Origin of the sequence: Nocardia sp. NPDC046763, assembly GCF_040645495.1 — a bacterium.
In the GTDB taxonomy this organism is placed as follows: domain Bacteria; phylum Actinomycetota; class Actinomycetes; order Mycobacteriales; family Mycobacteriaceae; genus Nocardia.
Genome location: NZ_JBEYYI010000003.1, coordinates 412,719 through 439,148, shown reverse-complemented (window position 1 = coordinate 439,148; position 26,430 = coordinate 412,719). Strand labels below are relative to the sequence as shown.

32 protein-coding genes and 1 pseudogene are annotated in these 26,430 nt (G+C 69.6%); 17 read left to right on the top strand and 16 right to left on the bottom strand.

The features are described from left to right. Positions 1 to 167: 167 nt before the first annotated feature. Complete coding sequence (mmuM, locus tag ABZ909_RS07115; RefSeq protein ID WP_356996793.1) at positions 168 to 1,067, bottom strand: homocysteine S-methyltransferase; 900 nt, start codon at positions 1,065 to 1,067, stop codon at positions 168 to 170. 38 nt (positions 1,068 to 1,105) lie between these two features. Between mmuM and ABZ909_RS07110 the strand changes: the two genes are divergently transcribed. Then, positions 1,106 to 1,957 (top strand): alpha/beta hydrolase, encoded by an 852-nt coding sequence (locus ABZ909_RS07110; protein ID WP_356996792.1) that lies wholly within the window; start codon positions 1,106 to 1,108, stop codon positions 1,955 to 1,957. A 43-nt stretch (positions 1,958 to 2,000) separates the two neighbouring features. Here ABZ909_RS07110 and ABZ909_RS07105 read toward each other — a convergent pair whose 3' ends face one another. After that, complete coding sequence (locus ABZ909_RS07105) at positions 2,001 to 2,747, bottom strand: hypothetical protein (protein WP_356996791.1); 747 nt, start codon at positions 2,745 to 2,747, stop codon at positions 2,001 to 2,003. 227 nt (positions 2,748 to 2,974) lie between these two features. Here ABZ909_RS07105 and ABZ909_RS07100 point away from each other — a divergent pair, with 227 nt between their 5' ends. Both ABZ909_RS07100 and ABZ909_RS07095 read left to right on the top strand, forming a co-directional pair. Further along, entirely contained in the window at positions 2,975 to 3,685 is a 711-nt protein-coding gene (locus ABZ909_RS07100; RefSeq protein WP_356996790.1) for a metal-dependent hydrolase, read from the top strand. Between the two features lie 87 nt (positions 3,686 to 3,772). After that, positions 3,773 to 4,267, top strand: a complete 495-nt coding sequence (locus tag ABZ909_RS07095; RefSeq protein WP_356996789.1) for a phosphoribosyltransferase — start codon at positions 3,773 to 3,775, stop codon at positions 4,265 to 4,267. 81 nt (positions 4,268 to 4,348) lie between these two features. On the opposite strand, the gene ABZ909_RS07090 is transcribed toward ABZ909_RS07095, so the two are convergent. The 4 genes from ABZ909_RS07090 to ABZ909_RS07075 form a co-directional block, all read right to left on the bottom strand. Continuing rightward, positions 4,349 to 4,849 (bottom strand): peptidylprolyl isomerase, encoded by a 501-nt coding sequence (locus ABZ909_RS07090; protein WP_356996788.1) that lies wholly within the window; start codon positions 4,847 to 4,849, stop codon positions 4,349 to 4,351. A gap of 201 nt (positions 4,850 to 5,050) precedes the next feature. After that, entirely contained in the window at positions 5,051 to 5,437 is a 387-nt protein-coding gene (locus ABZ909_RS07085) for a VOC family protein (protein WP_356996787.1), read from the bottom strand. A gap of 246 nt (positions 5,438 to 5,683) precedes the next feature. Beyond that, positions 5,684 to 6,535, bottom strand: a complete 852-nt coding sequence (locus ABZ909_RS07080; protein ID WP_356996786.1) for a fructosamine kinase family protein — start codon at positions 6,533 to 6,535, stop codon at positions 5,684 to 5,686. Between the two features lie 64 nt (positions 6,536 to 6,599). Further along, positions 6,600 to 7,391, bottom strand: a complete 792-nt coding sequence (locus ABZ909_RS07075; RefSeq protein ID WP_356996785.1) for a helix-turn-helix transcriptional regulator — start codon at positions 7,389 to 7,391, stop codon at positions 6,600 to 6,602. A gap of 131 nt (positions 7,392 to 7,522) precedes the next feature. Here ABZ909_RS07075 and ABZ909_RS07070 point away from each other — a divergent pair, with 131 nt between their 5' ends. The 3 genes from ABZ909_RS07070 (at position 7,523) to ABZ909_RS07060 (ending at position 9,642) form a co-directional block, all read left to right on the top strand. Further along, on the top strand, positions 7,523 to 8,308 hold the full coding sequence (locus tag ABZ909_RS07070) for a DeoR/GlpR family DNA-binding transcription regulator (protein ID WP_356996784.1): 786 nt from the start codon (positions 7,523 to 7,525) through the stop codon (positions 8,306 to 8,308). A 39-nt stretch (positions 8,309 to 8,347) separates the two neighbouring features. After that, on the top strand, positions 8,348 to 8,716 hold the full coding sequence (locus ABZ909_RS07065) for a hypothetical protein (protein WP_356996783.1): 369 nt from the start codon (positions 8,348 to 8,350) through the stop codon (positions 8,714 to 8,716). An 89-nt stretch (positions 8,717 to 8,805) separates the two neighbouring features. Continuing rightward, positions 8,806 to 9,642: an SDR family NAD(P)-dependent oxidoreductase gene (locus tag ABZ909_RS07060; protein ID WP_356996782.1), complete on the top strand. Its 837-nt coding sequence runs from the start codon at positions 8,806 to 8,808 to the stop codon at positions 9,640 to 9,642. 18 nt (positions 9,643 to 9,660) lie between these two features. On the opposite strand, the gene ABZ909_RS07055 is transcribed toward ABZ909_RS07060, so the two are convergent. Continuing rightward, complete coding sequence (locus tag ABZ909_RS07055; RefSeq protein WP_356996781.1) at positions 9,661 to 10,218, bottom strand: sugar O-acetyltransferase; 558 nt, start codon at positions 10,216 to 10,218, stop codon at positions 9,661 to 9,663. A 42-nt stretch (positions 10,219 to 10,260) separates the two neighbouring features. Here ABZ909_RS07055 and ABZ909_RS07050 point away from each other — a divergent pair, with 42 nt between their 5' ends. Next, positions 10,261 to 11,181, top strand: a complete 921-nt coding sequence (locus ABZ909_RS07050) for a TIGR03619 family F420-dependent LLM class oxidoreductase (RefSeq protein WP_356996780.1) — start codon at positions 10,261 to 10,263, stop codon at positions 11,179 to 11,181. Positions 11,182 to 11,490: 309 nt separating this feature from the next. Further along, entirely contained in the window at positions 11,491 to 12,699 is a 1,209-nt protein-coding gene (locus ABZ909_RS07045; protein WP_356996779.1) for a hypothetical protein, read from the top strand. Between the two features lie 202 nt (positions 12,700 to 12,901). Here the strand turns inward: ABZ909_RS07045 and ABZ909_RS07040 are convergent, their stop codons facing one another. The 3 genes from ABZ909_RS07040 to ABZ909_RS07030 all read right to left on the bottom strand — a co-directional run bounded on the left by ABZ909_RS07040 (position 12,902) and on the right by ABZ909_RS07030 (position 15,323). Continuing rightward, on the bottom strand, positions 12,902 to 13,831 hold the full coding sequence (locus tag ABZ909_RS07040; protein ID WP_356996868.1) for an ATP-binding protein: 930 nt from the start codon (positions 13,829 to 13,831) through the stop codon (positions 12,902 to 12,904). Positions 13,832 to 13,967: 136 nt separating this feature from the next. Then, positions 13,968 to 14,645: a response regulator transcription factor gene (locus ABZ909_RS07035; protein WP_356996778.1), complete on the bottom strand. Its 678-nt coding sequence runs from the start codon at positions 14,643 to 14,645 to the stop codon at positions 13,968 to 13,970. Positions 14,646 to 14,882: 237 nt separating this feature from the next. Then, the gene (locus tag ABZ909_RS07030; RefSeq protein ID WP_356996777.1) at positions 14,883 to 15,323 is read right to left on the bottom strand and encodes a hypothetical protein; all 441 of its coding nucleotides are present in this window, start codon (positions 15,321 to 15,323) and stop codon (positions 14,883 to 14,885) included. A gap of 226 nt (positions 15,324 to 15,549) precedes the next feature. Here ABZ909_RS07030 and ABZ909_RS07025 point away from each other — a divergent pair, with 226 nt between their 5' ends. From ABZ909_RS07025 to ABZ909_RS07010, 4 genes are all read left to right on the top strand, one after another. Continuing rightward, on the top strand, positions 15,550 to 16,101 hold the full coding sequence (locus tag ABZ909_RS07025) for a hypothetical protein (RefSeq protein ID WP_356996776.1): 552 nt from the start codon (positions 15,550 to 15,552) through the stop codon (positions 16,099 to 16,101). A gap of 109 nt (positions 16,102 to 16,210) precedes the next feature. Continuing rightward, positions 16,211 to 16,780: a copper chaperone PCu(A)C gene (locus tag ABZ909_RS07020; RefSeq protein WP_356996774.1), complete on the top strand. Its 570-nt coding sequence runs from the start codon at positions 16,211 to 16,213 to the stop codon at positions 16,778 to 16,780. Beyond that, a complete protein-coding gene (locus ABZ909_RS07015; RefSeq protein WP_356996772.1) occupies positions 16,773 to 18,002 on the top strand; it encodes a Dyp-type peroxidase in 1,230 nt (409 codons plus the stop codon). The genes ABZ909_RS07020 and ABZ909_RS07015 overlap by 8 nt, the downstream gene beginning before the upstream one ends. Before the next feature lie 69 nt (positions 18,003 to 18,071). Then, entirely contained in the window at positions 18,072 to 18,407 is a 336-nt protein-coding gene (locus ABZ909_RS07010) for a YnfA family protein (RefSeq protein WP_356996771.1), read from the top strand. 167 nt (positions 18,408 to 18,574) lie between these two features. Here ABZ909_RS07010 and ABZ909_RS07005 read toward each other — a convergent pair whose 3' ends face one another. Continuing rightward, positions 18,575 to 19,048: a TetR/AcrR family transcriptional regulator gene (locus tag ABZ909_RS07005; RefSeq protein ID WP_356996769.1), complete on the bottom strand. Its 474-nt coding sequence runs from the start codon at positions 19,046 to 19,048 to the stop codon at positions 18,575 to 18,577. Between ABZ909_RS07005 and ABZ909_RS07000 the strand changes: the two are divergent. Beyond that, a pseudogene (locus ABZ909_RS07000) lies at positions 19,026 to 19,217 on the top strand (hypothetical protein); the annotation flags it as partial. The gene ABZ909_RS07005 and the pseudogene ABZ909_RS07000 overlap by 23 nt on opposite strands. A gap of 115 nt (positions 19,218 to 19,332) precedes the next feature. Here the strand turns inward: ABZ909_RS07000 and ABZ909_RS06995 are convergent. Beyond that, on the bottom strand, positions 19,333 to 19,683 hold the full coding sequence (locus tag ABZ909_RS06995) for a hypothetical protein (protein WP_354832313.1): 351 nt from the start codon (positions 19,681 to 19,683) through the stop codon (positions 19,333 to 19,335). A gap of 189 nt (positions 19,684 to 19,872) precedes the next feature. Between ABZ909_RS06995 and ABZ909_RS06990 the strand changes: the two genes are divergently transcribed. Then, positions 19,873 to 20,862, top strand: a complete 990-nt coding sequence (locus ABZ909_RS06990; protein ID WP_356996767.1) for a glycosyltransferase family 9 protein — start codon at positions 19,873 to 19,875, stop codon at positions 20,860 to 20,862. A gap of 61 nt (positions 20,863 to 20,923) precedes the next feature. Here ABZ909_RS06990 and ABZ909_RS06985 read toward each other — a convergent pair whose 3' ends face one another. Next, positions 20,924 to 21,853, bottom strand: coding sequence for an EamA family transporter (locus tag ABZ909_RS06985; protein ID WP_356996765.1), 930 nt, complete (start codon positions 21,851 to 21,853; stop codon positions 20,924 to 20,926). Between the two features lie 168 nt (positions 21,854 to 22,021). Between ABZ909_RS06985 and ABZ909_RS06980 the strand changes: the two genes are divergently transcribed. Then, positions 22,022 to 23,080, top strand: coding sequence for a hypothetical protein (locus ABZ909_RS06980; RefSeq protein ID WP_356996763.1), 1,059 nt, complete (start codon positions 22,022 to 22,024; stop codon positions 23,078 to 23,080). On the opposite strand, the gene ABZ909_RS06975 is transcribed toward ABZ909_RS06980, so the two are convergent. Next, positions 23,031 to 23,357: a hypothetical protein gene (locus ABZ909_RS06975; protein ID WP_040857932.1), complete on the bottom strand. Its 327-nt coding sequence runs from the start codon at positions 23,355 to 23,357 to the stop codon at positions 23,031 to 23,033. The two genes, ABZ909_RS06980 and ABZ909_RS06975, sit on opposite strands and share 50 nt — an antisense overlap. A gap of 195 nt (positions 23,358 to 23,552) precedes the next feature. On the opposite strand from ABZ909_RS06975, the gene ABZ909_RS06970 reads away from it, so the two are divergent. Beyond that, positions 23,553 to 23,888 (top strand): RNA polymerase-binding protein RbpA, encoded by a 336-nt coding sequence (locus tag ABZ909_RS06970; protein ID WP_040857934.1) that lies wholly within the window; start codon positions 23,553 to 23,555, stop codon positions 23,886 to 23,888. Positions 23,889 to 23,950: 62 nt separating this feature from the next. Here the strand turns inward: ABZ909_RS06970 and ABZ909_RS06965 are convergent, their stop codons facing one another. After that, positions 23,951 to 25,018 (bottom strand): helix-turn-helix transcriptional regulator, encoded by a 1,068-nt coding sequence (locus ABZ909_RS06965; protein ID WP_356996761.1) that lies wholly within the window; start codon positions 25,016 to 25,018, stop codon positions 23,951 to 23,953. A gap of 153 nt (positions 25,019 to 25,171) precedes the next feature. Here ABZ909_RS06965 and ABZ909_RS06960 point away from each other — a divergent pair, with 153 nt between their 5' ends. After that, positions 25,172 to 25,585 (top strand): ester cyclase, encoded by a 414-nt coding sequence (locus ABZ909_RS06960; protein WP_356996760.1) that lies wholly within the window; start codon positions 25,172 to 25,174, stop codon positions 25,583 to 25,585. On the opposite strand, the gene ABZ909_RS06955 is transcribed toward ABZ909_RS06960, so the two are convergent. Continuing rightward, complete coding sequence (locus ABZ909_RS06955; protein ID WP_356996867.1) at positions 25,579 to 26,361, bottom strand: ABC transporter permease; 783 nt, start codon at positions 26,359 to 26,361, stop codon at positions 25,579 to 25,581. The genes ABZ909_RS06960 and ABZ909_RS06955 overlap by 7 nt on opposite strands. Between the last annotated feature and the right edge of the window lie 69 nt (positions 26,362 to 26,430).

The window sequence follows — 26,430 nt, the reverse complement described above, 5'->3', positions numbered from 1 at the left end:
GCTCCTCCCGGACACCGACCGAACGGAACCACGACGGGCCGTGCCGGGTGCCGACACTGTTCTGTCCTGGCTGTTCTTGTTCTTGTTCGCCACATGCAAACAACGTTTGTACATGCACATGTCTGCATGTGGACATTCATCATTGGGCGGACCTGGGCGTCTGCCGTCTAACCCGCGGCGACGACGGCGGCGAGCCGCTCGATATCGGCGGGCAGCACCCGGCAGCATCCACCGATGATGGACGCACCCAGCCCCGCCCACTCCTCCGCCAGGCCGGCCGGGAACCGCGCCTCCCCCACCCAGCACCGCTGTACGGCGTCCCACGTCTCCCCGCTGTTCGGATAGACGATCACCGGCTTCCCCGTCACCTCCCGGGCCAGAGCGATCGCGGGCGCGACATCGTCCGGCGCGCAACAGTTCACTCCCACCGCAACGATCTCCTGAACCCCCGCGGCGATCGCGAACGCGTCCCGCAGCGGCTGCCCGGCGCGGGTCCGGTCGCCGTGGATGGTGTAGCTGAGCCAGGCGGGCACACCACTGCCGTCGAGCAGCCCGGCCAGTGCCTCCGCCTCGTCGATATCCGGAATCGTCTCCAGCGCAAGCACATCCGCCCCGGAATCGGCGAGCACTGCCAGCCGCGGCAGGTGCCAGCGCTTCAGCTCGGTCAGGGAAAGCCCGTAGCGGCCACGGTATTCGGAACCGTCGGCCAGGGCCGCACCGTAGGGGCCGATCGAGGCGGCGATCCAGCGTTCACGGCCGTCGTCGATCTCGTCTCGCGCCGTGCGCGCGAGCTCGACACTGCGCCGCAGCAACCGGGCGGTCTGCTCACGATCGATCCCGCGCGCCGCGAATCCCCCGAACGAGGCCTGGTAACTCGCGGTGGTCGCGATGACCGCGCCCGCCCGGAAGAACGCGGTGTGCACGGCTCGGATCTCGTCGGGCGCGTCCACGAGCAGTCGCGCCGACCACAGCGCGTCGGACAGATCGTGCCCGCGCGCTTCGAGCGCGGTCGCCACTCCGCCGTCGGCGACCGTCACCTCGCCCACCGGGATTCCGAACTCGACCATCGGCCTCCAAAAATGAAACCTGTTCTACTGTGGGTGGCGTGGATGTCACCTATGAGAACACCCGACGCGAAATCGCCACCGACAAAGGCGTCCTGCGCTACCATGAGGCCGGCGACGGTCCTCCCCTGATTCTGCTGCACGGCTCCGGAATCGGCGTCAACGGCTGGCGCAACTTCCGCGACAACCTCGGCTTCTACGCCGACCACTTCCACTGCTACGTCCTGGAATTCCCGGGCTTCGGCGTCAGCGACCCGGTCCCCGGGCACCCGGTCCTCACCGCCGTCGACTCCGTCGTCCGCTTCATGGACACGTTGAACATCGACTCCGCAGCCATGATCGGCAACTCGATGGGCGGCGTCGTCGCGGTGAATGTCGCCATGCACCACCCGCAGCGGGTCGAGAAGATTGTCGCCATCGGCGGTGTCGGCCACAGCCTGCTGGCCGCCAACCCCAGCGAGGGCACCCGCCTGCTGTCGGAATTCGCCGACCACCCCAGCCGCGAGGGCCTGGAGCGCTGGCTGCGCTGCATGATCTACGACCCCAAGATGATCACCGACAGCATCATCGAGGAACGCTGGGCCGCCGCGACCGAACCAGCGGCCCAGGCCAGCCTCCAGGCCATGTACGGGTCCGAAGCGCTTGCGCTGCAACAACAGTTCCTGGACAACTCCCCCACCCCGCCCTACTGGTCCATGCTGCACAAGATCAAGAGCCCGGTGCTGATGACCTGGGGCGCCGACGACCGCCAATGCCCCACCGATATGGCGCTCATCCCGCTGCGGCAGATCCCCAACGCCGAGCTACACGTGTTCCCCAAGTGCGGACACTGGGTGATGTACGAGGCCAAGGAGGCCTTCGAACGCGTCACCCTCGAATTCCTGCACCGCTGAGCAGGATTCCCGGGTGGGCTCACCAGCCCACCCGGGCGGCGGGTCAGCGGCCGCCGAACACCGCCGCCTGGCAGGCGTTCAGCAGCGTCACCAGCTCCTCGCCCTCCTTGTCGTCGAGGACCGCGAACGCGGGCGCGATCAGATCCTCGGTGATCGACTCCGCCTGCATCCAACGGCCCTTCAGCTCCGCGGTGATCTCGTCGAATGGCTCCGGCCAGCCGAAATTGCGGGCCTGATCCGGTCCCGTCTTCAGCGGCGAGCCCGCGATCAGCACCGCCTGCAAAGGGGTCAGCCCACTACCCAGCACGCCGATAAGGTGCAGGCCGCCACGCAATTCCCGCAGTACATGGATCAGCTGCAGCACCAGGCCCGGCGAGTCCTCGGCCTGCGGCAGGGCACGCCAGCCCGCGAACAGCGGCGCGCCCACCGGATTCGCGGCCGCCACCACCCGCTGTAGCAGCTCGGCCAGGCGCCCGGAGTCCTCGAAGGAGGCCAGCTTCCGGCGCCCGAAGTCCTGGCACGCCCTGAGATACCCCTCGGCTGCTGCCGCGGCCGGCATCGAGGCCGTGGCCTCCCATGCCTCCCGGATCGCCTCGGGACGGAAGAAACCGAAGGCCGCGGTCACCACATCGGCGTCCACATCACCCAGGACGCCAGCGCGACCGCGGGTGTAGCCGGGCATGAAGCCGGGGACACCGGTGCTGTCGGCGAAGGCTCGGGCTTCCCGGGAGAACATGAATCCCCCACCGATCTGCTGGATCTGATCCTTCACCGCGGACGCTACCGACATGTCCGTTCCTCTCTGAGCGGAAAGCGCAATCGATCCGAGACTATTTCAGGCCGCCGACCGGCCGCACACGGGCCACCCGAATGTGACCGGGAGAGCGCTCCGCACACCAAACCGACTGTCCTGAAACATATTTGCCTCGCCCTACCGGAATCCGCTGCCCAGCACGGCCCCTCAGCGCACCACGCGGCCGAAAAGACCTGTCGGTTACATCCGCTAACCTTCAAGCGGTGCTAGGACATTCACATGCGACCAGTGGCGCGCTCGCCTGGTCGGCGGCGGCCGCGGCGCTACCGTTCACCGTCTTGACCTATCCCGCAGTTCAATCCGGGGCCATCGGCTCCGTCGATCTGGTGATGGGCACCTTCCTCACCGCGGGCGCCGCGCTGCTGCCCGATGCCGATCACCCCTCCGGCACCATTTCCCATGTGCTGGGGCCGATCTCGCACTACGCGTGCAAGTTCATCTCGTGGATCTCCGGCGGCCACCGCCACGGCACCCACTCCTTCGCCTTCGTCGCCGCCGTCACCTACGGCACCTGGGCCGGGGAACACCTGCTCGGCCGCTACTTCACGCTCTCGCTGGTGTTCTTCCTGCTCGCCCTCGCCATCAAGGCGCTCGGCTTCGCGCCCACCGGTGACGGACTCAAATCCTGGGGCACAGTCGTCGTCCTCGCCATCTGCGGCACCTTCGCCATCGACCACTGGATCAGCGACAAACCCGCCTGGCTGCCCTTCTCCGTCGGACTCGGCGCCCTCGCCCACCTCATCGGCGACTGCCTCACCGACCGCGGCTGCCGGCTGCTGTGGCCACTGAAGATCCGCACCCGCATCCCGATCATCGACCACACCGGCAACAAGATGGAGACCATGGTGCTGGTCCCCCTCTTCGCCCTCGGCACCCTCGCCCTGCTCTGGTACACCCTCACCCACCATCCGTGAGCCCAACGGGTCGCCGGACCGGGCAACGACCGGCAACTCGGCTCGTATGATCCGAAGACCACCGCAGCAGGCAGAACGGAGTCGGGCATGAGCGATCGCGAGGAACTGAGCTGGGAGCTGTTCGGGGACGCCAGCCGCGAACTATCCCAGGCCATCGCCGACGACGGCTTCGAACCCGACCTCATCCTGTCGATCGCCCGCGGCGGGCTCTTCGTCGCCGGCGCCCTCGGCTACGCCCTCGACGTCAAGAACCTCCACGTCATGAACGTGGAGTTCTACACCGGCGTCGACCAGCGCCTCGCCATGCCGGTCATGCTGCCGCCCGTCCCCAGCGCCGTCGACCTCACCGGCGCGACCGTCCTGGTCGCCGACGACGTCGCCGACACCGGCAAGACCCTGAAACTCGTGCGCGACTTCTGCTCCCACCACGTCGCCGAGGTGCGCTGCGCGGTCATCTACCAGAAGCCGCACTCCGAGGTCGACTGCGAATACGTATGGAAACGCACCGACAAGTGGATCAACTTCCCCTGGTCCGTGCTCCCGCCCGTGGTCGAACGCAAGGCCCGCGTCCTCGACGCCTGACCCGAAACCCGCTACGCGGCAACGACAACGGCCCGGAACCATTCGGTTCCGGGCCGTTCGTTCAGATGCCGCGGGGACTGATCAGATCAGTTCGGCGGACAGGATGGTGATCGGCTCGACCGGCACATCCTGGTGGCCGGCCTTGTTGCCGGTGCGCACACCCTCGATGGCGTCCACGACGGCCGCACCATCGACGACCTTGCCGAACACCGCGTACCCGAAGCCGTCCTGGCCCGGGTAGTTCAGGAAGGCGTTGTTGCTGGTGTTGATGAAGAACTGCGCGCTGGCCGAGTGCGGGGCCGAGGTGCGCGCCATGGCGACGGTGTACTTGTCGTTCTTGAGGCCGTTGGCGGCCTCGTTCTCGACCGTCTGCTTGGCAGCCTTCTGCTGCATGTCGGCGGTCAGGCCGCCACCCTGGATCATGAAGTTCGGGATCACCCGGTGAAAGACGGTGTCCGCGTAGTGGCCCGCCTTGACGTAGTCGACGAAGTTGGCGACGGTCTTGGGTGCCTTGGCCTCGTCAAGTTCCAGGGTGATGTCCCCGGCGGAGGTCTTCAGGAGCACTTTGGTCATGTGGACCATCGTATGGGAGCCCCCAACCCAGCGACCGAGCGGCATCGAATAGCCGCTCCCCTCTTCGAGGTTGGGTGGTGATGGGTGTGGTCAGGAAGGTGTGCGCGGTCGTGAGTGTCGGGGTTTGTTCGACACAGAGCCACATGCGTAGATGCGCATATTTCCATTTCTTGATGTTCCATTGGACGACCTCCGACGGAGGCGCTGACCTCAGGCTTCATACAGCTCCAGCGGCAGATCATCCGGATCAGCGAAGAACACGAACCGCTTCCCCGTGTACTCATCAACCCGTACCTCCTCCACCACCACTCCCCTGCCGCGTAGCTCGGCCACCGCCGCCCCCACATCCGTCACCGAGAACGCCAGATGCCGCAACCCGGCAGCTTCAGGCCTCGACGGCCGTGCCGGTGGTTCCGGAAATGAGAACAACTCCACCTGCCCACCATTGGGCAACGCGAGATCCAGCTTGTACGAACATCTTTCGGCCCGATAGTTCTCCGCAATCACCCGCAATCCCAGCACCTCGGTATAGAACGCCTTCGACCGCTCATAGTCCGAGGCAATGATCGCGACATGATGAACCCGCAGCAGCTCCACTCCCCCGACGCTAGCCGACCGCCCTTCCGTGATGACGGCGGCACAGCGGGTGCGGCCGGGCGGTGGTTCCGTGAGTTCGATGAACTTCGCATCATCAATATGCCTCGGCCGGGGTCGACACCGGCCGGGCCGACAAGAAATAGCAACAGCGACAACCACTTTCGTTATATCCGGGGTCACTACTGCGTCGCCGCCGGACTCCCACCGCCTGCACCCGGGCCCCATTCCCCCAACACAGGCGCACAGCTACCCCGCCAGCGCCGAGGCCGCTGCGGCCAGCAGCATCCCGCGATACGAGCCACCGAACAGCACCACATGCACCAGCAGCGGGTGTAATTGATGGAGTGGGATCCGTTGCCGCCAGCCTGAACTCGGGGGAGTGACTTCCTGGTAGGCGGCCAGGATGCGGTCGAGGTGGGGTGCGCCGAACAAGGCGAGCATGGCCAGATCCGTCTCGCGGTGCCCGCCGTGCGCGGCCGGGTCGACGAGGACGGCGCGGCCGCCCGACCACAAGATGTTGCCCGACCAGAGGTCGCCGTGGATGCGGGCGGGTGGTTCGGGTGGGCCGGCGAGGTCGTCGATGCGGTCCATGACGCGGTCGAGGAGGCGGGTGCCGTCGCGGCCGAGTTCGGGGGCGGCGGCGGACATGTAGGGGGCCAGGCGGTGTTCGGCGTACCAGGGACCCCAGTCGCCGGTGGTCGGGGTGTTGTTCAGGGGGAGGGTGGCGATGTAGCCGTCCCAGGGGGCGCCGTAGGTGGGCGGGGTGGCGGTGTGGAGGGTGGCGAGGTCACGGCCGAGGTGTTCGGCGGCGGTGGGGGTGGCGGGTTCGGGTGGCTGCCAGGGCAGGACGAGCATGTGGGGGTCGGCGGCGACGACGGGTGGCACGAGAGTGGGGTGGCCGACGGCCAGCCAGCGGAGGCCGGCGGCTTCGGCGGTGAGGACGGCGGAGGCGGTGTCATTCTGGACGGCTTTGACGAAGAGGGTGCGGCCGTCGGCGGTGTGGGCGCGGTGGAGGGTCCAGGCGTGGCGGTTGCCGAGGTGGTCGATGCGGGTGATGGGTGCGCCGGTGAGGTGGGTGAGGTGCGCGGGCACGTCCATGGAATCTCATTGTGGGGTATCGACCGGCCCGCGCGGACCGACTAGCTGGATCGAGTTGTGGGGGTCAGTTTCCCGGGACGGTGAGGCGGTCGCGGAGGTGGGCGGCCGTGGCCGCATCGGCGGGGAGGAAGGCTTCGATGGCGAGTTCGGCGACGGTGACGTTCATGGGTGTGCCGAAAACCGTGGTGACGCTGAGGAAGGCGAGTTCGTGGCCGTCGAGGCGCACGCGCAGGGGGACGACGGCCTGGTCGGGTTCGGGCAGGCCGGGTGATTCCTCGCCGCCGGGGTAGGCGCGCAATTCGTCGAGCAGCGCGGTGAGTTCGGGCGATCCGGTCACCTCGATCTGGCGTTGCAGGCGTTCGAAGAGGTGTCCACGCCATTCGGCGAGGTTGATGATGCGGGCGGCGAAGCCGTCGGGGTGCAGGGTCAGGCGCAGGGCGTTGACGGGCGGCGCCAGCAGGGCGGGGTCGATGCCGTCGAGGAACAGTCCGATACCGGCGTTGGCGTCGACCATGGTCCAGTTCGCGTCGATGGCGAGGGCGGGGTGCGGTTCGAGGCCGGTGAGAATCCGACGGAGGGCGTCGCGGACGGATTGCATGGCGGGGGTGTCGAGTTCGGGTTCGGCGTAGACGGGGGCGTATCCGGCGGCCAGGAGCATGCGGTTGCGTTCCCGCAGGGGGATGTCGAGTTCGTCGGAGAGGTGCAGCAGCATCTGGCGGCTGGGGGTGGCACGGCCGGTTTCGATGAAGCTGAGGTGGCGGGTCGAGGTTTCGGCGCGGCCGGCGAGTTCGAGCTGGCTGAGCCGCCGGGTAGTGCGCCAGTGCCGGAGTAGGTCGCCTGCCGTGTGTGTCGCCATGAGGCGATCGTACGAATGATCAACCACTGCAATCCATTACTCGGCAGGTAATCGTCTCCGCGCCTGGAGAGCAATCGATCAGATCGAAACTGTATCTGTTCATTCGCACACGACTCTGTTAGAAATGTGGGGTGGATGCCGGTGAACGGTTGGATGTGACGCTGCGCCTGGTGCAGGGCGCCGAGCGGGCGGCAGTGGCGGAATTGGCGCAGCGTCTCGGTGTTTCGGAGATGACCGTGCGCCGCGACCTGGACGCGCTCGAGCAGCGCGGCCTGGTCCGGCGAGTGCACGGCGGGGCGGTGGCGACGCGGGCGCGGACCGAGGCAGGCGGGTTCGCCGATCGCGCGGGCTGGTCGGCCGCGACCAAGGATCGGCTGGGCGCGGCCGTCGCGGACCTCATCCCCCTCGGGTCGCGGGTGCTGCTGGACGCGGGCACGACGACCGTGCATGTGGCCCGGGCGCTGGCCGAGCGCGGCCCGTTGACGGTGACCGCGCTGAGCCTGCAGACGGCTGTGTGCCTGGCCGACCGTCCCGGGATCGAGTTGCTGGTGGCGGGTGGGCGTTCCCGGCCGGGTGAGCAGTCCCTGGTCGGCCCGTTGGCTTTGCGGGCGGTGGAGTCACTCGCATTCGACGTGTTCGTGATGTCGATCGGCGGGGTGCATGCCGAGTACGGCTGGTCGGAGTTCTGTCTCGACGATGCCGCGGTCAAGCAGGCCGGGATCGCCCAGTCGGCCCGGGTGCTGGCGGTCGCTGATGCGACCAAGCTCGGGGTGCGGGCCTTCAGCCAGGTGGCGGCGCTGGGCGCGGCGCACGACTTCGTCACCGACCGCTCCGCGGCCGACCCGGCGATCCATCCGGCCGGACCGCAGACCCTCGATGCCCTGCGTGAGGCGGGCGTCGTTCTCCATACGGCGTGAACCGAATTGGCGTATCAACCGATGATCGAAGGAGCTACCGTGTCGAATTCTCAGATGATCCTGGTCGCGGGCCCGTACCGCTCGGGTACCGGTGATGATCCGGTCAAGTTGGCGGCGAACGTGCGCGCCATGAACGAGACGGCCCTGACCCTCTTCCGCGCCGGGCACCTCCCGGTCACCGGTGAGGCACTGGCGCTGCCGCTGCTCGAGACCGCCGGCAGTACGCGCCCGGGTGACCCGCTCTACGACGAGATCTTCCATCCCGTCGCCGAGCAGCTGCTCTCCCGCTGTGACGCGGTGCTGCGCATCGGCGGTCCGTCCGAGGGTGCCGATCGGATGGTGGCGCAGGCGCGCGCGGAGGGCAAGCGAATCTATCTGAGCCTGAGCGAGATTCCCGCCGCGGTCTGACCGTCCCGAAGTCGGACAGCGGTTCGGTTCCGGAGGCACGGCTCGGCGTGCCGCGACAGTGTGACGGGGGTGTGGCAGGCTGGCCGGGCATGAAGACCATGCTGATCACGGGGGCCACGTCGGGCATCGGATTGGCGGCGGCGGGGCAGCTCGCGACGGCCGGGCACCGTGTCATCCTGGTCGGCCGCAATCCCGGAAAGCTCAGCGCCGCTACCGAGCTGGTGCGTGCGACCGCGACCGCCCCGGTCGATGCCATCGAATGCGACCTCTCCTCCCTGGATGCGGTACGGCGGCTTGCCGGCACCGTCGCCGCTCGATACGACCGGCTCGACGTACTGGCCAACAATGCGGGCGCATTCCACATGTCGCGCACCGAAACCGGGGACGGCCTGGAGGCCACCTTCGCGGTGAACCATCTCGCCGGATTCCTGCTCACCGAACTGCTGCTGGATCTGCTGCGCCGCAGTGCCCCGGCGCGGATCCTGTTCACCTCGTCGGTCATGCACTACGGCAATGCCCTCGACTTCGAGAACCTGCAGCTGCGGTACGGCTACAGGGGCGCCACCGCATACGGCCGCGCCAAGCTCGCCAACATCCTCTACACGCGCGACTTGGCCCGGCGGCTGGATGGAACCCGGGTGACCGCCAACGCCTTCCACCCCGGGGTCGTCGCCACGGGCATCTGGGACGCCGCACCCTGGTTCGCCAGGCCCGCGCTGGCACTCGGCAAACGCCTGTTCATGACCGACGCCGGCACGGCCGCGCAGACCCTCACCTACCTGGCGACCAACCCCGACGTCTCCTGCGTATCCGGCTGCTACTTCGAGCGCAACCGTGTCAAGGCGCCCTCCCCCGCCGCCCAGGACGATGCGGCCGCCACCCGCCTGCATCGGTTGTGCGCCGAACTGGCCGGCCTGCCCGAATGAAGTCGCGCCGGATCGGCTTCACAGCGGCCTGATCACCCGCGCGGGATTGCCTGCGGCGAACACCTTTTCGGGCAGGTCGCGCGTGACGACGCTACCCGCCCCGACCACTGCGTTCGGGCCGATGCTCACTCCCGGGCAGACGATGACCCCGCCGCCGAGCCATACATTGTCGCCGATGGTGATGGGCGCGGCCGTCTCCCACCGGTCCCGGCGCAGCGCGTGATCGTCCATCGGGTGCAGGGCGGTGAGCAGCTGGGCGCGCGGGCCGATCGAGACGTCGTCGCCGATGGTGACCGGCGCACAGTCCATGACGATGGCGTCGTAGTTGAGGAAACTGTTGCGCCCCAATCGGATCAGATACCCGTAGTCGCATTGGAAGCGCGGCATGATCCAGGACCCCTCCCCGATCTCGCCGAGCAGCTCCTCGAGGATGCTTCGACGCTGGACGTCCTGACCGGCGCGGGTGGCGTTGAACCGGTCGAGCAGCCCCTGGCAGCGGAGACGTTCGGCGACGAGTTCGGGGTCGTTGTCGCGGTACGGCTCTCCGGCGAGCATGCGGTCCTTGTGTTCTCCCATCCCGCCCATCCTGTCCGCGATCCCCCGGCCGGATGTGATCGCGTGTCTGGTATCACCGAAAGGGTGAAAATCGGCTTCGCTCTTCCTCAGCATGGTTCACAGGCCCGCGAGGGCGCGCGGGTGGCGCACTACGCCACCACCCTGGAGCAGGCGGGGGCCGACAGTCTCTGGGTGGGTGAGCGGCTCATCGCCGCCACCAACCCGAAGGTCGGCTACGCGGGCAAGGACACCATCCCCGACGAGTTCAACTCGGTGCTCGACCCGCTGCTACTGCTCGGGATCGCGGCCGCGGTGACCGAGCGGGTCGCCCTCGGCGCGAATGTGCTGATCGCGCCGCTGTATCGGCCCGCGCAGCTGGCCCGCGCGCTCACCACGGTCGACGTGGTCAGCAACGGCCGGCTGATTCCCGGCTTCGGCATCGGGTGGTCGCCGGAGGAGTACGAGGCCGCCGAGGTCCCCTTCACCCATCGTGGCGCGCGGTTGGATGAGACCCTCGATGCGCTGGAAGCCATCTGGACCACCGACCCCGCCGGATATCGGGGCCGCTATGTGTCGGTGCCCGAACATCGCAGCGAGCTCAAGCCCGTGCAGCGGCCGCGGCCGCCGATCTATCTGGGCGCGTTCAGCCCGGCCGGACTGGCTCGCATCGGCCGCCGCGGCGACGGCTGGCTGCCCGTGGTGCCGGTGCCGGGCCCGCCCGCCTGGGGTCGGCAGCTGGTGAAGCTGCGCGGCGTCATCGACGAGGCCGCGGTCGCCGCGGGCCGCGATCCGAAGGACATCGGCACCGTGCTGCGGGTGAACGTCGCCGCGGGCACCGACCTCGAACTCGTCGCCTCCACCATCGAGAAGGTCGCCGCCGACACCGGTTTCGACGACTTCTTCATCGACCTGCTCTACGTCACGGACTCCCTCGACGGCATGCTCGACGCCGCCCTGCAACTGCTGGCCCGGCTGCGCGGCTGAACCGGCCACGCGGTCCGGCCCGCCGCCGACCCGGGCCACTCTCCGGCAGCGACGCGACGCCATCCGCAGCGACGCGACGCCATCCGCTCAGCACTGCCGGATGCGCCGGTCCCCTACCGGCTCATCGGCGATATCTCTGCCCGCTGGCCGCCCGGCGCGCCGGCGATCAAGCCGGTTCCGGCGAGACCTGAGCCGGGTGGGCGAATCGGGCGGCCACCGGGCATACTCGATCCCGTTGTGCCGCAGGGCCGCCGGGCGACACCGCCCGGAACACCGGCCCCGGCGATGTGCTGAAGGGAGTCCGGGCCGGTGGGGTTGCGGAATCCGGTCGTGCTGGCCGGAGTCGTCGGAGTCGGAGTACCGGTCCTGGCGGCGGGGGTGGTCGCGGCGCTCACCATCAAAACCGGTGAGAGCGGCGCGGACTCGGCGACGACCGACACGACGACGGCCCCCGCGACAGCCACGACCACCGGGCCGGCCTCGATGCCGCCCGGCACCACCGAGGCCGCAGCGCCGGATCCGGTCGGCTTCCAACCGGATTCGATCACCTTCATCTCCGCCGACGAAGGCTGGGTGCTGGGCCGGACCTATCCGTGCACGAGCGAACCGTGCCTGACGCTGCAGCACACCACCGACGGCGGGCAGACATGGCAGCAGGCCCCGCTCCCGGCCCCGCTGCGCGATCCCGGGTCCAAGGGCCCTTGGCTGAAGTTCGCCGACGCCCGCAATGGCTGGATCCGGGCCGGCGACAAGCTGTTCGCCACCCACGACGGCGGAAAGACCTGGCGTGAGATCGATCTCGACATCGATCCGTCCGTCGACGTCTGGTCGTTCACGATTTCCGACGACAGCGTGTACATCGCCACCGTGCAGCCCGGTGAACGGACCGTGTTGTTCACCAGCCCCGTCACCCGTGATGCATGGACCGGTCCCACCGAGATCCCGGTACCCGGCAGCGGCGGCCCGGACCCCTCGGCCGCTGTCACCGTTCTCGGCAGCCGGGCCTGGATGGTCGTCACCAACCGGGGCGAGGATGGTGCCCGATTGGTCGACGGCACCTGGACACCGTGGAAACTGCCCTGCGGCGGCAACGGTCCCGCCGACTGGCACCCCTTCTCCGAGAAGCGGCTCATCGCACTGTGTGGCCGATCCGGCCCGTACTCCGACGGCGGCACCGCCACCCGGCTCATGACCTCCACCGACAGCGGAGCCACCTTCACCGAGACCGGGCAGCTGTCGCCGACGCTGTCTGCCGGTGCCGCGCTCATCCCCGCCGACCCCACCCATCTGGTCGCCGCTCTCGACGACCACCTGCTCACCTCGGCCGACGGCGGCGCAACATGGACCACGACCTACCGCGCACCCGCCCAGGGTTGGCGCGAGAGCTCGGGCCATTTCGTCACCGAGACAACCGGTTTCGTGATCCTGTCGCAGGCCGGGTCCAAGCACCTGGCCACGACGATGCTCGCCACCCAGGACGCGGGGCGCACCTGGACCCCGGTCAGCTTCGGCTCCTGATCACCTCAGCTTCGGCTTCTGATCACCGACGGGCCGTGGCACGCGCGTAGTTCCAGCCTGGCTCAGGTGCGGCGGGCGCAGGCGGGTGGTCGTCGGGAGAGGGTGCGGCGGAAGGGTTTTCGGGCATGGCAAGCCCTCCGATAGGTGTGCGGGAGCGACCCCGGAACGCGGGGCGCTGCGAGTTATGGATGGGGGGTGAGGGTCAGGAAGCGGGGAGGGTGATGCGGATGCGGGAGCCGGGGGCGGCGACGGCGATGGTGCCGCCGTGCAGGTCGACGATCCAGCGGGCGATGGCCAGGCCGAGACCGGTGCCGCCGCCGGTGGCGCGGCCGCCGCGGGTGAAGCGTTCGAAGACGCGGGCCCGGTCGGTGATCGGGATGCCGGGGCCGTCGTCGGAGACATCGATGACAGTGCCGGTGTGGTCGGCGTGGGCGTGGATGCGGACCTCACCGCTGGCGGGTCCGTGACGGGTGGCGTTGTCCAGGAGATTGAGCAGGACCTGGTGCAGGCGGGCACGATCGGCGTGCACGGTGAGGTCGGGGGCGGTGACCATGGTGAAGCGGACGGGCCGGTCGACCGCGGCCGCCATCACCTCCGCTTCGGCGACAACCTCTTTCAGCAGCGGCTCCACGGCGACGGGTTCGCGGTCCAGCGCCACCGCGCCCGCCTCGACGCTCGACAGTGCCAGCAGCTCCGACACCAGCAGGCTCAGCCGCTCGGTCTGGGCGAGGGCGGTGCGCAGGGTCGCCGGATCGGGTTCGGCCACACCGTCGACCAGGTTCTCCAGCACCGCCCCCAGCGCCGCGATGGGGGTGCGCAGTTCGTGTGACACATTGGCGATGAACTCGCGCCGTTGCTGATCGGCGGCGGCCAGATCGGCGGCCATCTGATTGAACGCCGCCGCCAGCTGCCCCACCTCGTCCCGGGAGGTGGCGCGCACCCGCCGCGAATAGTCCCCCTGCGCCATGCGTTTGGCGGCGGCGGTCATCTCCCGCAGCGGCAGGGTCATGCCGTGGGCGAGTGCCTGCGAGAAGAGCAGCGCGAGCAGTGTGGCCGCGATGGTGGTGCGCGGCGGCAGCCATCCGATGCGTGAGGCGAAGAACCCGAACGCGACCGCGCCCGAGCCGACCATGAGGATGGCCAGCTTCAGCTTGATCGACCGCACCCGGTCCAGCGGCCGCGGCAGCCACGCCGCCGCCCGATTCCCGGCCGCCCGCAACCCGTCTCGCACGCTCACCGCTCCTTCGCCGATCCGCGCCCATCGCCGTTCATCGAGCCTCCAGCGCGTACCCCACGCCGTGCACGGTGCGGATCAGGTCCGCGCCGAGCTTGCGGCGCAGCGCCTTGATGTGGCTGTCGACGGCGCGGGTACCCGAGGCATCGGCCCAGCCCCACACCTCGCTGAGTAGTCGCTCCCGGGCCAGCACGGTGCGCGGCCGGCGGGCCAGGTGCACCAGCAGCTCGAATTCCAGTGGGGTGAGCTGGGTTTCGGCGTCGCCGCGCCACACCCGCCGCTGGTCGGTGTCGATGCGCAGATCACCGACCACGATGGCGGCGACCGGGGCGGTGGTGCGGTGCACGCGGCGCAGCAGGGCGTGCACGCGGGCGGTGAGCACGCGCATGGAGAACGGTTTCGTCAGATAGTCGTCTGCGCCGACCCCGAGGCCGACGAGCATGTCGGTTTCGTCGGTGCGGGCGGTCAGCATGAGCACCGGCACCGGCCGGCGGGCCTGGATGCGGCGGCAGACCTCGAGCCCGTCGAAGCCGGGCAGCATGACGTCCAGCACCACCAGATCCGGGTCCCCGGCCGCGTCGGCCGTCACGGCCGCGGGCCCGTCGTGCGCGATGTCGACTGCGTATCCCTCGGCGCGCAGGCGGGCGGCGAGGGATTCCGCGATGGTCGGCTCGTCCTCGACGACGAGGATCCGGCGCGCACTGGTTTCCATGCAGGTGACATTAGGCAACCGCCGTGGAGAGGGTTCGCGTCGAATGTGAAGGTCCTGTGGAGACGCTGGTCATACCACGCGGACCCGACCCGGTAGCGAGCCCGGAGGCCGCGGAGACCCCGCGCACATTGCTGCGCGACCTGGCGGTCGAACTCGACGTGCACGTAGCCGCACAACGAAAAACCGCCCGCGAGAGCTGTTGCTACGCAGGCAGTTCCGTTGCGAGGAAAATGCCGGCTAGCCCGAGATGCTGGGGAGCGGGCAGCCCGCGCTCCCGGTGGAGGTGGAGGGGCTGACCTGTTCGGTCAGCGGGGTCAGGGCGACCGCGCTGGAACCCATGGTCGCGGTGAGGACGTGCTGTCCGGCGGTCTTGGGCGTCCACGACACCTTCGCGGGTCCCGGGATCAGACTCTCACTGATCTTTCCGGTGCCGATGGTGGCCCCGTTGTCGAAAAAGGTGACAGGCTGCCCGTTCAGGGTGCTGCTCCCGCCACCCACCAGATCGCCGCTGGTCAGCGTGTAGCTGCACCCGACCTGCGGATTCGCACTGCCTTCGATCGCCACGTTGCCGAATCCGGTGTCGGCCGCGGCGCTGGGCATCAGGGCCAGCAAGACCGCACCGGCCCCCGCGACCACCGTGGCACCGAGCCCGGCGCTACGCATCCGAGGAGTTGTCATGAGATACCTTCCACTGCGAAATGCCCGTGCCCGCACGGACATTCGGGCGTGATCCGAAGATCACCTCGACCAAGTGAAATTATCATGCTTCAAATTGGCCCGATGTCGGATCGACCGACGAACGATGGGCATGGTGGCCGCCTGACAGTCGGTGGCACGCCCGAGCGTTCAGGGTGACGGCGACACTCGAAGCATCGTCTGCGACACGGCGTCGTAGAATGGCCCGGTGCGCTCACCGACGGATCACACCGCGCGCCTGCGCGGCGCTGCCGTCGGCGCATCCTCCGGCGCGGTGGCGATTCTCGCGCACGGACTGGGCGGTGGCGCGACCCTGCTCGACGGTTCCGCGCTCGCCCTGCTGTTCGCGGCGTGCACGCTGATCGGGGTCGTGGTGGCGACCCTGCGCCCCCGCTACGGGATCGCCGGAACCATGGCCATGCTGGCGGCCGGGCAGTCCATCGGGCATGCGGCGCTGTCGATGTCGCCGGGCCACCACCATCACGGCTCCTCACCGTCCACGCTGCTGGCCCACCTGGTCGCAATTCCGGTGGGCGCGCTCGTGATTCGCGCCGCCGAGGCCGGCATGCGCCGGGCCATCACCAGCGTGCGGCGGTTCATCCTCGCGCTGGGTTCGATCCTGCGGCCGCCCGCGGCGCGCCTGCGCCCGTGCCTCGCCGACGATCGCGCCGAGGCGCGACGCCTGCTCGTCAGTCCCGGGATAGGGCGTCGTGGCCCGCCCCGGGCCGACGCACCGTTCTCACACCTCGCTCCGGCATAGATCCGCGACGCATGCCCGCGCAGAGCCGAATCAGGCCTGCGCCGAACGGGTGTCGCCGTGAACGGTCCGGGGTGACCTCCCTTCCCCTGACACACGGAGTCCGTTTCCCATGTCCCAGATGCCCTCCTGCCACAGCTTCCGCCTGCGCACCGGCGGATTCGCGCGCCGCGTCGGCGCGGCCGCCGCCGTCGCGACCCTGGCGCTGCTGCCCGTCGCCTGCTCCTCCTCGCAGACCGCCTCGGACGCCGCCGGCAAGGCCGCCGACCAGATCACCATGACCGATCAGTGGATCAAGGCCGCCGACAGCGGCATGTCCGCCGCCTTCGGCACCCTCGCGAACACCTCCGACAAGCCGATCAACCTGGTCGCGGCCACCAGCCCGGCCTCGGCGACCGTGGAGATCCACGAGGTCGTTCCCGACGGGGCCGGAGAGAAGACCATGCGACCCAAGGCCGGTGGCATCGTCATCCCCGCCCACGGCAGCGCGACCCTGAAGCCCGGCGGCGACCACCTCATGTTCATGGGGTTGAAGGCCCCGCTGCGCACCGGCGCGGACACCCCCATCACGCTGACCTTCTCCGACGGCTCCAGCACCACCGTCACCGCGCAGGTACGCGACTTCGCGGGCGGCAAGGAGAACTACCAGCCCTCCGGCGACAACGCCGCCCACGGTGGCTGACCGGCCGCAACCGCACCCCCGCCTGTCCCGGCGCCGACTGCTCGGCGGCGGCGCCGCCGTGGCGGGCGCCGCCGGGGCCGCCGGAATCGGCTGGGGCGCGGCCACACTCACCCACCGCGACCACGACCGCGATCCCGCGCTGGACACGGTCGCCTTCCACGGCCCTCATCAGGCGGGCATCGCGACGGATCCGCCGCTCCACGCGGCCTTCGTCGCCTTCGACCTGGTGGCGGGTGCACAGCGCGAGGACATCATCGGCCTGCTCGAGATCTGGACCGACGACGCCTCCCGGCTCACCCAGGGCAAACCGGCACTTGCGGACACCGAACCGGAACTGGCCGCCCGGCCCGCCCGGCTCACCGTCACCGTCGGATTCGGGCCGCGGCTGTTCACGGTCGCCGGACTCGAGGACCAGCGCCCGCACTGGCTGAAACCGTTGCCACCCTTCGGCATCGACCAACTCGACGCCGCCTGGTGCGGGGGTGATCTGCTACTGCAGATCTGCGCCGACGAGGCCACCACGGTCTCGCACGCGGTGCGGGTGCTGTCCAAGCATGTGAAATCGCTGGTCACGGTGAAATGGGTGCAGCGCGGGTTCCGCAATGCCGCTCGCGGCCGGACCATGCGCAATCTCATGGGCTCGGTGGACGGCACGGTCAATATCGCGCCCGGGACAACCGATTTCGATCGCCTCGTGTGGGACGACGGATCGGTGCGGCCGTGGCTGGCCGGGGGCACCTCGATGGTGTTGCGGCGCATCGCCATGAACCTCGAGACCTGGGACGAACTCGACGCCGACGGGCGCGCCATCACCGTCGGCCGGACCGTCGAGCACGGGGCGCCCCTGTCGGGCACCCGGGAATTCGACGAACCCGACTTCGCGGCCGTGGACCAGTACGGCATCCCGAAGATCCCGCCGTCCTCCCACATCGCCCGCGCCCACCACGCCCACGCCGGGGAGCGGTTCCTGCGCCGCGGCTACAACTACGACGACGCGCCCGCCCCCGGGCACCTCTCCAACTCGGGCCTGCTGTTCGCGTCCTTCCAGCGTGACATCGACGCCCAGTACCTGCCGGTGCAGCAGCGACTGGCCGACTTCGACGCCCTCAACCAATGGACCACACCGGTCGGCTCGGCGGTCTTCGCCGTCCCGCCCGGCGTGCCCGGCCCGGGCGGCTACCTCGGACAGCAACTGTTCGGGAGCGTCGACGCCCAACGATGACCGGTCCGGTCGAACCGCACCCGGGGCGGTCCGACCGGACACCGGCCACGGACTCTAGGGTGGGCTGCCATGACCGTCTTGCGATCGATCGTGCTCTTCGGGCTGGCAGCCGTCGCCGAAATCGGTGGCGCGTGGCTGATCTGGCAGGGAGTGCGCGAGCACCGCGGCTGGCTGTGGATGGGGGCGGGCGTGGTGGCACTCGGCTGCTACGGGTTCGTGGCCACCCTGCAACCCGACGCCCACTTCGGGCGCATCCTCGCCGCCTACGGTGGCGTCTTCGTGGCGGGGTCGCTGCTGTGGGGCATGGCGCTGGACGGCTTCCGGCCCGACCGCTGGGATGTGATCGGCGCACTGGTGTGCCTGGCCGGGGTCGGGCTCATCATGTACGCGCCACGCTCGGCGTGAGACACGCGGGAGCAGGATACGCGGGAGCGTTGCTCCACGTGAAACCGGCTGCGCCCGAACTGCATTCACGCATGCCACGCAGAACGGCGGGATGACCGCACCCTTGCAGTCGATGCAGAATTGCGGTGCGAGAACAGAATACGGGTTTGCGCCGGTCACGGCCACGATCAGCGTTCGAGCGTCGACCCGAGCAGCCCCTCGACGATGGCTCGGGCGGTGGGCAGGGCGGTGTCGTCACCCATCCGCGCGGCCGTATTCGCCGCCGCCACCACCGCATCCGGCTGGAACGCGACGATGTGCGGGTCCAGCCCGGCCAGATAGCCCTGCTCCTGCGCGCGGCCGATCTCCTTCTCCAGCACCGCGAACCAGTCGTCGCGGTCGGCCGCCAGGGCGTCGCGCACCGGGCCCGGGCGGCTGTCGAACTCGGGCACGCTCGCGCAACGGAAGCAGCCGCCGAACAGCGTCGCCACCCCCGACTTGCTAACCCCCAGATCCCCGGCGAGCCGGCCGAGACTCAGCCCGGTCAATCCCTCGACCGAGGCCACGTCGGCGGCATGACGGGCGATGGTCGCGCGGGCACGCGCCCCCTCGAGCCGCCGCTGATCGGAAATCTCCTGTGTCGCCGACCGCCACGACGCCATCCTCACCGAATTCTGGGACCACCCGGCGCGACTGCGCCCCGACTGGCTCTCCGCCGATCTCATCCACCTGACCATGGCCGGGCACGCGGTGGTCGCCGCCGAAATCGCCAAGAACCTGGCCCGCCACACCGCCCGCGAACTCCCGCCCGAGCTGGTGCGGCACCCCTGAGCCGGGACCCGCGAACGCCCGATGCCGCACACGGTGCAGTCATGCACCCTGTGCGGCATCGCCTTTCACGCAGGAAAACGCTATGCGGTTGTCGCGCTCACGGTTTCACGCCCGGTCACTTCCACAGCGCCGCGATGAAGACGTTCAGGATCGCCAGCCCGCCGGCCGCGTGGGTCATCCACGCCACCTCCTTGCCGCGCTTGGCGTCCGCGCGCCCCATTTCCGCGAAGGCCGCGACCAGCACCGCCACCACGAGTTTGGTGATCATCTTCGCCATATTGGGGTCCTTGCCCAGCGAATGGATCGACTCGGCCATGCCGAGCAGGATCACCCCGGTGAGGATCTGCACACGCGCGCCCCACACCATCAGTTCCGACACACGCGGCTGAGAGGCGACGTACCCGCCGACCACCGCCGCCATACCGAGCAGATGAGCCGTGACCATGAGGTTGTAGACGACCGTCATGACTGCACACGGTAATCCATCCACCCGCGACAACGACAGCCGGTAGTACCCGCGGTTTTCCGCCGTCGCACGGACCGGTCCCCAGGGTTTCACCCCCGTACAGGCCGGGTAGTCCTCACGCAAAGGTCCCCGCACGTCCGGTGGCGGACCGCAGCGTCGTGGGCAGCGTGGCCGGCTAGGAGAATTCAGGTGGCGGTTGTACTAGTGCTGCGAGCACGTGGATTGAGTGATCTCCTCACCGCCGTTCCCGCGCTGCGCGCCCTGCGCCGGGCCCGGCCCGGCGACCACATCGCACTGGCAGCACCCCATCGCCTGAAACCGATCGTCGACCTCATCGCCTCCGTCGACGAAATGGTCCCGGTCTACGACACCGTCGGACTGCGCTGGGACGGCGAATCGCCGGCCCTGGCCGTCAACCTCGACGGCGCGGGCGCCGAGGGCATCGTCGAACTCTCCCGCACCAAACCCGAACGCATTCTCACCTACCGCAATCCGGCCTTCCCCGACCTGCCCGGCCCGGACTGGCAGCCCGACATGCACGACGTGGACCGCTGGTGCCATCTGCTCGAATTCGACGGCATCGCCGCCGACCGCCGCAACCTCGGCCTGGTGCCGCCGGTGGCCACCACCAGCCACCGCGACGCCGTGGTCGTGCACATCGGAGCCGGCGCGGCCGCCCGGCGCTGGCCGGCCGACCGGTTCGCCGCCGTGGTCCGGCATCTGCTGGTACAGGATCGCGACGTCGTAGTGACCGGTGACGAATCCGAACGCGAGACCGCGCTCGGCGTCGCCACCCGTGCAGGACTCTCATCGGCGCGAGTCCTCGCGGGCCAGCAGAACCTCATCGAACTGGCCGCCACCGTCGCCGAAGCCGCCCTCGTAGTGTGCGGCGACACCGGCGTCGCCCACCTGGCCACCGCCTTCGGCACCCGCACCGTCCTGCTCTTCGGCCCCAACCCGCCCAGCCGCAGCGGCCCGCCCCCGCACCTGCTCGGCCGCCACGCGGTGCTCTGGGCCGGGCAGACCGGCGATCCGGACGCCGACGACATCGACCCGGGACTGCTGAAAATCGGTGTGCCCGAGGTCGCCAACGCCGTCGACAAGCAACTGCGCAAACGCCCCTGGCCCGGCACCGGGTTGGACCGCCGCGCCCAGCAGACCTACCGGCGCGTGGGGTGAGTCCGGTTCTCTGAGCTCTCGGGGGGTTCGCCCGGCGAACCCGCTGAGATCACGCCCGCGTTCATTCCCGCGATTCGGACGGTCGCGCGTTCCCACGTAACCGCGGACGGCTATTGCGTTGCGTCGCACTGAGAGTCAGGGCCACCATCACCAGCGCGATGCCCGCGAGTTCGGGGACAGCGGGCCGCTGGGCCAGCGCGACCGCGCCGATCACGGCCGCGGTGGCCGGGAGCAGGGCCAGCAGCAAGGCGAAACGGGCGCGGCCGACCGTACGCAGGACCAGCTGGTCGAGGGCATAGGGGACAGCACTGGACAGGACGCCGACACCGACGCCCAGCAGCCAGGTGCCCGGGTCCGCGAAAGCGGCTGGGGCGAGCACACATTGGCGGGTCACCAGGATCGGGGCCAGCAGGAGTGCGGCGGCGGCCATGCCGACGGCCAGGGCGTCCAGGCCCGAACCGGCATCGGCCACCCGCTTGCCGAGCAGGATGTAACCCGCCCACAGCGCCGCCGCCAGCAAGGCGAACGCGACACCGGCCGGCCGGGCATCGGACGAGACACCCGCCAGCAGGACGACACCGGCGACCACCAGGGCGACAGCGAGAAGATCGCGGGCGCGGCGCGACCCGAGAGTGGCCACCGCGACCGGTCCCAGGAATTCGATGGCGACCGCCGTGCCGAGCGGGATCCGCGCGATCGCCTCGTAGAAGGCGATATTCATGCCCAGGGTCACCACGCCGAACCCGGCGGCCACCCCGATCGAGCGGCGGGTCCAGCGCTGGCGCCAGGGCCGCCGCCACGCCAGCAGGGCGACGCCCGCGGCCGCGGCGCGCAGCCAGGCCACCGTCGCGGGCTCGACCGTGCCGAACAGATGGACGCCGATCGCCGCGCCGAGATACTGCGAGACACCGCCCGCGATGAAGATCAGCGGCACCGACCAGCCGGGTAGCACTGCCCGGCGCGGACTCTCGACGACGACGGACGTACCCATCCCGCCACCGTAACGCCCCGTCGGCGGCGGCCTCGGCGATCCAGGCGCGGGCGGCCCCACTGCGGCCCCGGCTCATACCGCCACGGCTGTTCTCATACCCGGGTACTGCCTGCCCGCCCCTCCGCCGGGGGACGTGGCAGCCGGACTCACGGACCTAGCGTCACCCTCATGACCACGCTCGATCGTCCGCCGCTCGCGCCGTTCACCCCCACCGTCCCCGCGCGCCGGCTGCATCGCCCTCTGCTCGTCACCACCGCGGCCATGGCGGCCCTGGCCGTGTTCTCCCTGGGCGCCATGGTCTTCGACGACCGCATGCTGCTGGGCGAATCGGTGTGGCTCAAACCGCTCAAGTTCGCCATCGCCATGGTCCTCTACTGCGGCACCCTCGCATGGCTGGTGTCGTTCCCGCACCGCGGGCAGCGGCTGACCTGGTGGATGGGCGCCGTCTTCGCCGCCACCGCCATCGTGGACGTCGGTTTCGTGGTGGTGCAGGCCGCGCGCGGCACCTTCAGCCACTTCAACACCCAGCACGACGCGGTCAACACCATCGGCCAGTGGGTGTTCATGACCGGCGTGCCCGGACTGTTCCTGGCGAATCTGGTGATCGCGGTGACCCTTTCGTGGCAGCGCGTCACCGACCGGCCCACCTCGCTGGCCATCCGTGCGGGCCTGGGCATCGCGGTGTTCGGCATGGCGCTGGGCTACACCATGGGCTTCAGCGGCGAACAGCAGACCACCGACGCCTACGGGCACCCGGTGCGGCTGGGCGCGGGACACACGTTCGTCAGCGGGCAGCCCGCCGTCCGCGACGGTGTCGCCGGCATGCCGATCACACACTGGAGCACCGCCGGCGGCGACATGCGGATCGCGCATTTCGCGGGCCTGCACGGCATCCAACTGCTCATCGTGGCGGCCATCGTGCTGACCCGCCTCGCCCCCGCGGTGACATGGCTGCGCACCGAGCGCACCCGCACCCGGCTGATCGGGGTGCTGGCGCTCGGTTACACCACTCTGGTGGCGCTGCTGATGTGGCAGGCACTGCGCGGGCAGCCGGTGACCCGGCCCGACGGTGAAACCCTCACCGCCCTCGGCCTTGTCGCCGCCGTCACCGCGCTCGGCATCGGCATCGTCTACGCACTGAGCGTGCGCACCCTGCCCGCCGGCCGCCACGCCGCGGTCAGCGCAGCCGTTCGGCCTCGCGCGTCAACGCCACCAATGTCGCGGTGAGATCGGCGAGTTCGATCATCTCGGCGCCCTCCGCGACCGCCGTGGCCACGTCCTCGGCGGCGCAGCGGGCGGCGAACCAGCGATCGGACAGGTCCGAGACCTCCTGGGCACTGAGCACCACCGAATCCTCGGGAATGCCGGTGCCCTTCACGCTGTTTCGATGTTCGTACGCCCGCTGGCGACACGATTGCCGGCAGTACCGCCGGCGGCGTCCGATCTCCGATTCGGCGATCTCCCGCCCGCACCATTGGCAGCAGGACAGCACGCGTCGAGACATGGTCCGTCACATTAGCGGTTTGCGGCCGCGACCGGGCGGAAGGGCACGCCGCGACGGAGTGGGCGCGCCGGACGAGTAGGATGGCAGGGTTCTCCCACGGGAACCGACACGTGCGCGGCTGCGTTGACAGTAGGTAGCGCAGCTGCAGAAACACTGATGTAGAACATTGCCGACAGGCGAGAAGGGACCGCACTCATGGCAGATCGCGTACTCCGGGGGTCTCGGCTCGGAGCGGTGAGCTACGAGACCGACCGCGACCACGACCTGGCGCCGCGTCGGATGGCGCGGTACCGCACCGACAACGGCGAGGAATTCGACGTTCCCTTCGCCGACGACGCCGAAATCCCTCCGACCTGGCTGTGCCGCAACGGCCAGGAGGGCATCCTGCTCGAAGGCACCACGCAGGAGCCCAAGAAGGTCAAGCCGCCCCGCACCCACTGGGACATGCTGCTGGAGCGTCGCAGCAAGGAGGAGCTCGAGGAGCTCCTGCAGGAGCGCATGGAGCTGCTCAAGACCCGCCGCCGCGGCTGAGCACAGCGACGAACGGGAAGGGTCCCGCACCACACCGGTGCGGGGCCCTTCCCGTGCCGGGGTCAGCCCGGTGAGCCGTAGTGGGCGGCAAGGAGATTGGCGACGAGCTCCCGGCGGCTGCGCACCCCGGACTTCTCGAAGATGGACTTCAGGTGCTGCTGCACCGTGAACGGCGACACCACCAGGGTGGCGGCGATCTGCCGGGTGGAGTTGCCCGCCAGCACCAGCGTGGCGATCTCGTGCTCACGCGGGGTCAGCGGGTAGGCGGCCAGTTTGAGGGGCGCGATCTCGGGGGCGCGGGCGGGCTCGAGGATGACCGCGATCGGTCCGGCCGGGCCGGCGTCGGCGAGAGTGTGCAACCGGGACGCGTGCGCGACCAGCCAGCGGCCGGAACGGGTGCGCAAGCGAATACGCGGCACCACAGGCGAATTCGGGTCGCGTTCCAGGCTGCGCAGGCGCATGGCCACCGCGACGATCGCCTGGGGCAGCTCGGCGCGCGGGGGCTGATCGGCAACCTCGGCCAGCAGGGTGCGCGCCTCGGGTGTCACGGCGAGCACCGCCGCCGCGTCGTCGAGCAACAGCAGACCGGGAGCGAGATGCCCGTCGCCGCCGCCCAGGTCCGACAGCAGTACGGCCGCGCGCAGGCCCTCGGCCAGATGCGGGGCCACGGCGTGCAGGAAATCGATCTCTCCGGCCCGGAACCCCAGCGGTGACGGTTCCCGGTGCAGGCACAGCACACCCCAGCAGCTGTCGCCGACCCGCAGTGCCGCCCGCAGCTCGTCCCCCATCCCGAGGGGCGCGAGGATGTCCCGGTAGCGGGCACTGTCGTCCGGGCTCCCGTGGGTGGCGTCGAAGAGGGAGCGCACCGGGTCGGGCGCGTGCGCCAGGACCCGGAACCGGTTGACATCCGCGTCGAGGAATTCGTTGGCCAGGAACAGGGGCGTGGCCGACTCCGGGATGGCGTCGATGACCGAACCGGTGAACAGGACCGTGGCCGGGTCGGTGGTCGCCGCCCAGTAGGCCGCGATCGGAACGGCGGCGCGCAGGGCGGTCAGCGATTCGCTCAGGACGGTGCGGGCATCCAGGCCGGAATGGCACAGACGGACGATGTCACGTCGTGCCCGATCCATCGATCGGTTCATCCCCACGGATTCAGGCTACGACCGCGTCCGGGTCTCCGAGATACCACTTTTCTGGAATGTTCCCCGCCCCCGCGCGCGGCGCACAGTGGGCTGCACAGGGCCCGGGCAGCGCGGGCCGCGGAACCTACCCGAGGAGAAATCATGTCCGAGCAGAACAAGGCACTCGTGGAGCGATTCGTGAACGAATTCTGGAACGCCGGGCGACTGGCGGCGGCCGACGAGCTGATGGTCGCCGACGTCGTCATCCATGCCCCCGAGGTCGGCGGCATCGAGGGCCTCCAGCAGTTCAACACCACCCTGCGCGCCGCCTTCCCCGACTGGCACTCGACGCTGGAAGAGCTTGTGGCCGAAGATGATCGGGTGGTGGAGCGCTGGACCGGGCACGGCACGCAGCTCGGCGAATTCCAGGGCATTCCGGCGACCGGCCGTGAGGTGGCGGTGCCCGGCGTCGTGTTCTACCGCATCCGCGACGGCCGGATCACCGAATTCCGTGGCTCCTTCGACCTGTTCAGCATGCTGGGGCAGCTCGGTGCGCTGCCCGCGCCGGCTCAGTGACTGGCCACCTTCCGGTATTGCAGCAGGGCGATCGGCACCGAGATCGCCAGGATGGCCAGCGAACAGTAGATGGAGTATTCGACGCAGTGGTCGGCGGGCCAGCCGGTGGCCGGTTTGAACGACGGCGGGGAGCCGTTGTCGAACAGCTTGCGCCCGGCCGCCGACACCGCGGTGATCGGATTCCAGGCGGCGACCGTGCGCAGCGGGCCGGGCAACGTCTCCCCGGAGATGAATGCCGAGGAGATGAAGGTCAGTGGGAAGAGCCAGATGAGACCGGCACTCTGGGCCACCTCGACGCTGGGCGACACGAGCCCGGTGATCGCCCCGACCCACGACATGGCGAACGCGAACAGCAGGATCACCCCGAACGCCAGCACCGCGTCCATGATCGACCCGTTGATCCGCCAGCCGACCAGGTACCCGCAGACCACCATGACCGCCAGCGCCAGGACATTGACCACCAGGTCCGACAGGGTGCGGCCCATCAGCACCGCCAGCCGCGACATGGGCAGCGTCCGCATCCGGTCGATGATGCCCTGGTGCAGGTCGTTGGCCAGGCCGACGGTGGTGAACGCGGCATTGAAAGCGACTGTCTGCGTGAAGATTCCGGCCAGCAGGAACTCCCGGTACTGGCTGCCGCCCAGGGACGCGCCGAAGATGTAGGCGAACAGGAACACGAACATCAGCGGCTGGATGGTGGCCGTCACCAGCAGGGTCGGCACCCGCAGGATGGTCAGCAGGTTGCGGTAGGCCACGATCGCCGAGTCGCGCACCACCCGGGGTAACAGCATGATCGGCCCCTCGACGCGCTGGCGGCCGGGCTCCTGAGCGGGTGGCGCGGGGGC

Bases quoted from the DNA above. Each gene is read 5' to 3' on its own strand.
- ABZ909_RS07040 (WP_356996868.1), bottom strand. From the start codon at position 13,831: ATGGTCGGCTCGGGCGCGGTCGCGTTCGGGTTCTTCGCCTCACGCATC.
- ABZ909_RS07090 (WP_356996788.1), bottom strand. From the start codon at position 4,849: ATGGTCCACATGACCAAAGTGCTCCTGAAGACCTCCGCCGGGGACATC.
- mmuM (WP_356996793.1), bottom strand. From the start codon at position 1,067: ATGGTCGAGTTCGGAATCCCGGTGGGCGAGGTGACGGTCGCCGACGGC.
- ABZ909_RS07005 (WP_356996769.1), bottom strand. From the start codon at position 19,048: ATGGCGTCGTGGCGGTCGGCGACACAGGAGATTTCCGATCAGCGGCGG.
- ABZ909_RS07105 (WP_356996791.1), bottom strand. From the start codon at position 2,747: ATGTCGGTAGCGTCCGCGGTGAAGGATCAGATCCAGCAGATCGGTGGG.
- ABZ909_RS07075 (WP_356996785.1), bottom strand. From the start codon at position 7,391: ATGGCGACACACACGGCAGGCGACCTACTCCGGCACTGGCGCACTACC.
- ABZ909_RS07060 (WP_356996782.1), top strand. From the start codon at position 8,806: ATGAAGACCATGCTGATCACGGGGGCCACGTCGGGCATCGGATTGGCG.
- ABZ909_RS06985 (WP_356996765.1), bottom strand. From the start codon at position 21,853: ATGGGTACGTCCGTCGTCGTCGAGAGTCCGCGCCGGGCAGTGCTACCC.
- ABZ909_RS07030 (WP_356996777.1), bottom strand. From the start codon at position 15,323: ATGACAACTCCTCGGATGCGTAGCGCCGGGCTCGGTGCCACGGTGGTC.
- ABZ909_RS07095 (WP_356996789.1), top strand. From the start codon at position 3,773: ATGAGCGATCGCGAGGAACTGAGCTGGGAGCTGTTCGGGGACGCCAGC.
- ABZ909_RS06965 (WP_356996761.1), bottom strand. From the start codon at position 25,018: ATGGATCGGGCACGACGTGACATCGTCCGTCTGTGCCATTCCGGCCTG.
- ABZ909_RS06960 (WP_356996760.1), top strand. From the start codon at position 25,172: ATGTCCGAGCAGAACAAGGCACTCGTGGAGCGATTCGTGAACGAATTC.
- ABZ909_RS07020 (WP_356996774.1), top strand. From the start codon at position 16,211: ATGTCCCAGATGCCCTCCTGCCACAGCTTCCGCCTGCGCACCGGCGGA.
- ABZ909_RS06995 (WP_354832313.1), bottom strand. From the start codon at position 19,683: ATGACGGTCGTCTACAACCTCATGGTCACGGCTCATCTGCTCGGTATG.
- ABZ909_RS07010 (WP_356996771.1), top strand. From the start codon at position 18,072: ATGACCGTCTTGCGATCGATCGTGCTCTTCGGGCTGGCAGCCGTCGCC.
- ABZ909_RS07035 (WP_356996778.1), bottom strand. From the start codon at position 14,645: ATGGAAACCAGTGCGCGCCGGATCCTCGTCGTCGAGGACGAGCCGACC.
- ABZ909_RS07055 (WP_356996781.1), bottom strand. From the start codon at position 10,218: ATGGGAGAACACAAGGACCGCATGCTCGCCGGAGAGCCGTACCGCGAC.
- ABZ909_RS06980 (WP_356996763.1), top strand. From the start codon at position 22,022: ATGACCACGCTCGATCGTCCGCCGCTCGCGCCGTTCACCCCCACCGTC.
- ABZ909_RS06970 (WP_040857934.1), top strand. From the start codon at position 23,553: ATGGCAGATCGCGTACTCCGGGGGTCTCGGCTCGGAGCGGTGAGCTAC.
- ABZ909_RS06975 (WP_040857932.1), bottom strand. From the start codon at position 23,357: ATGTCTCGACGCGTGCTGTCCTGCTGCCAATGGTGCGGGCGGGAGATC.
- ABZ909_RS07080 (WP_356996786.1), bottom strand. From the start codon at position 6,535: ATGGACGTGCCCGCGCACCTCACCCACCTCACCGGCGCACCCATCACC.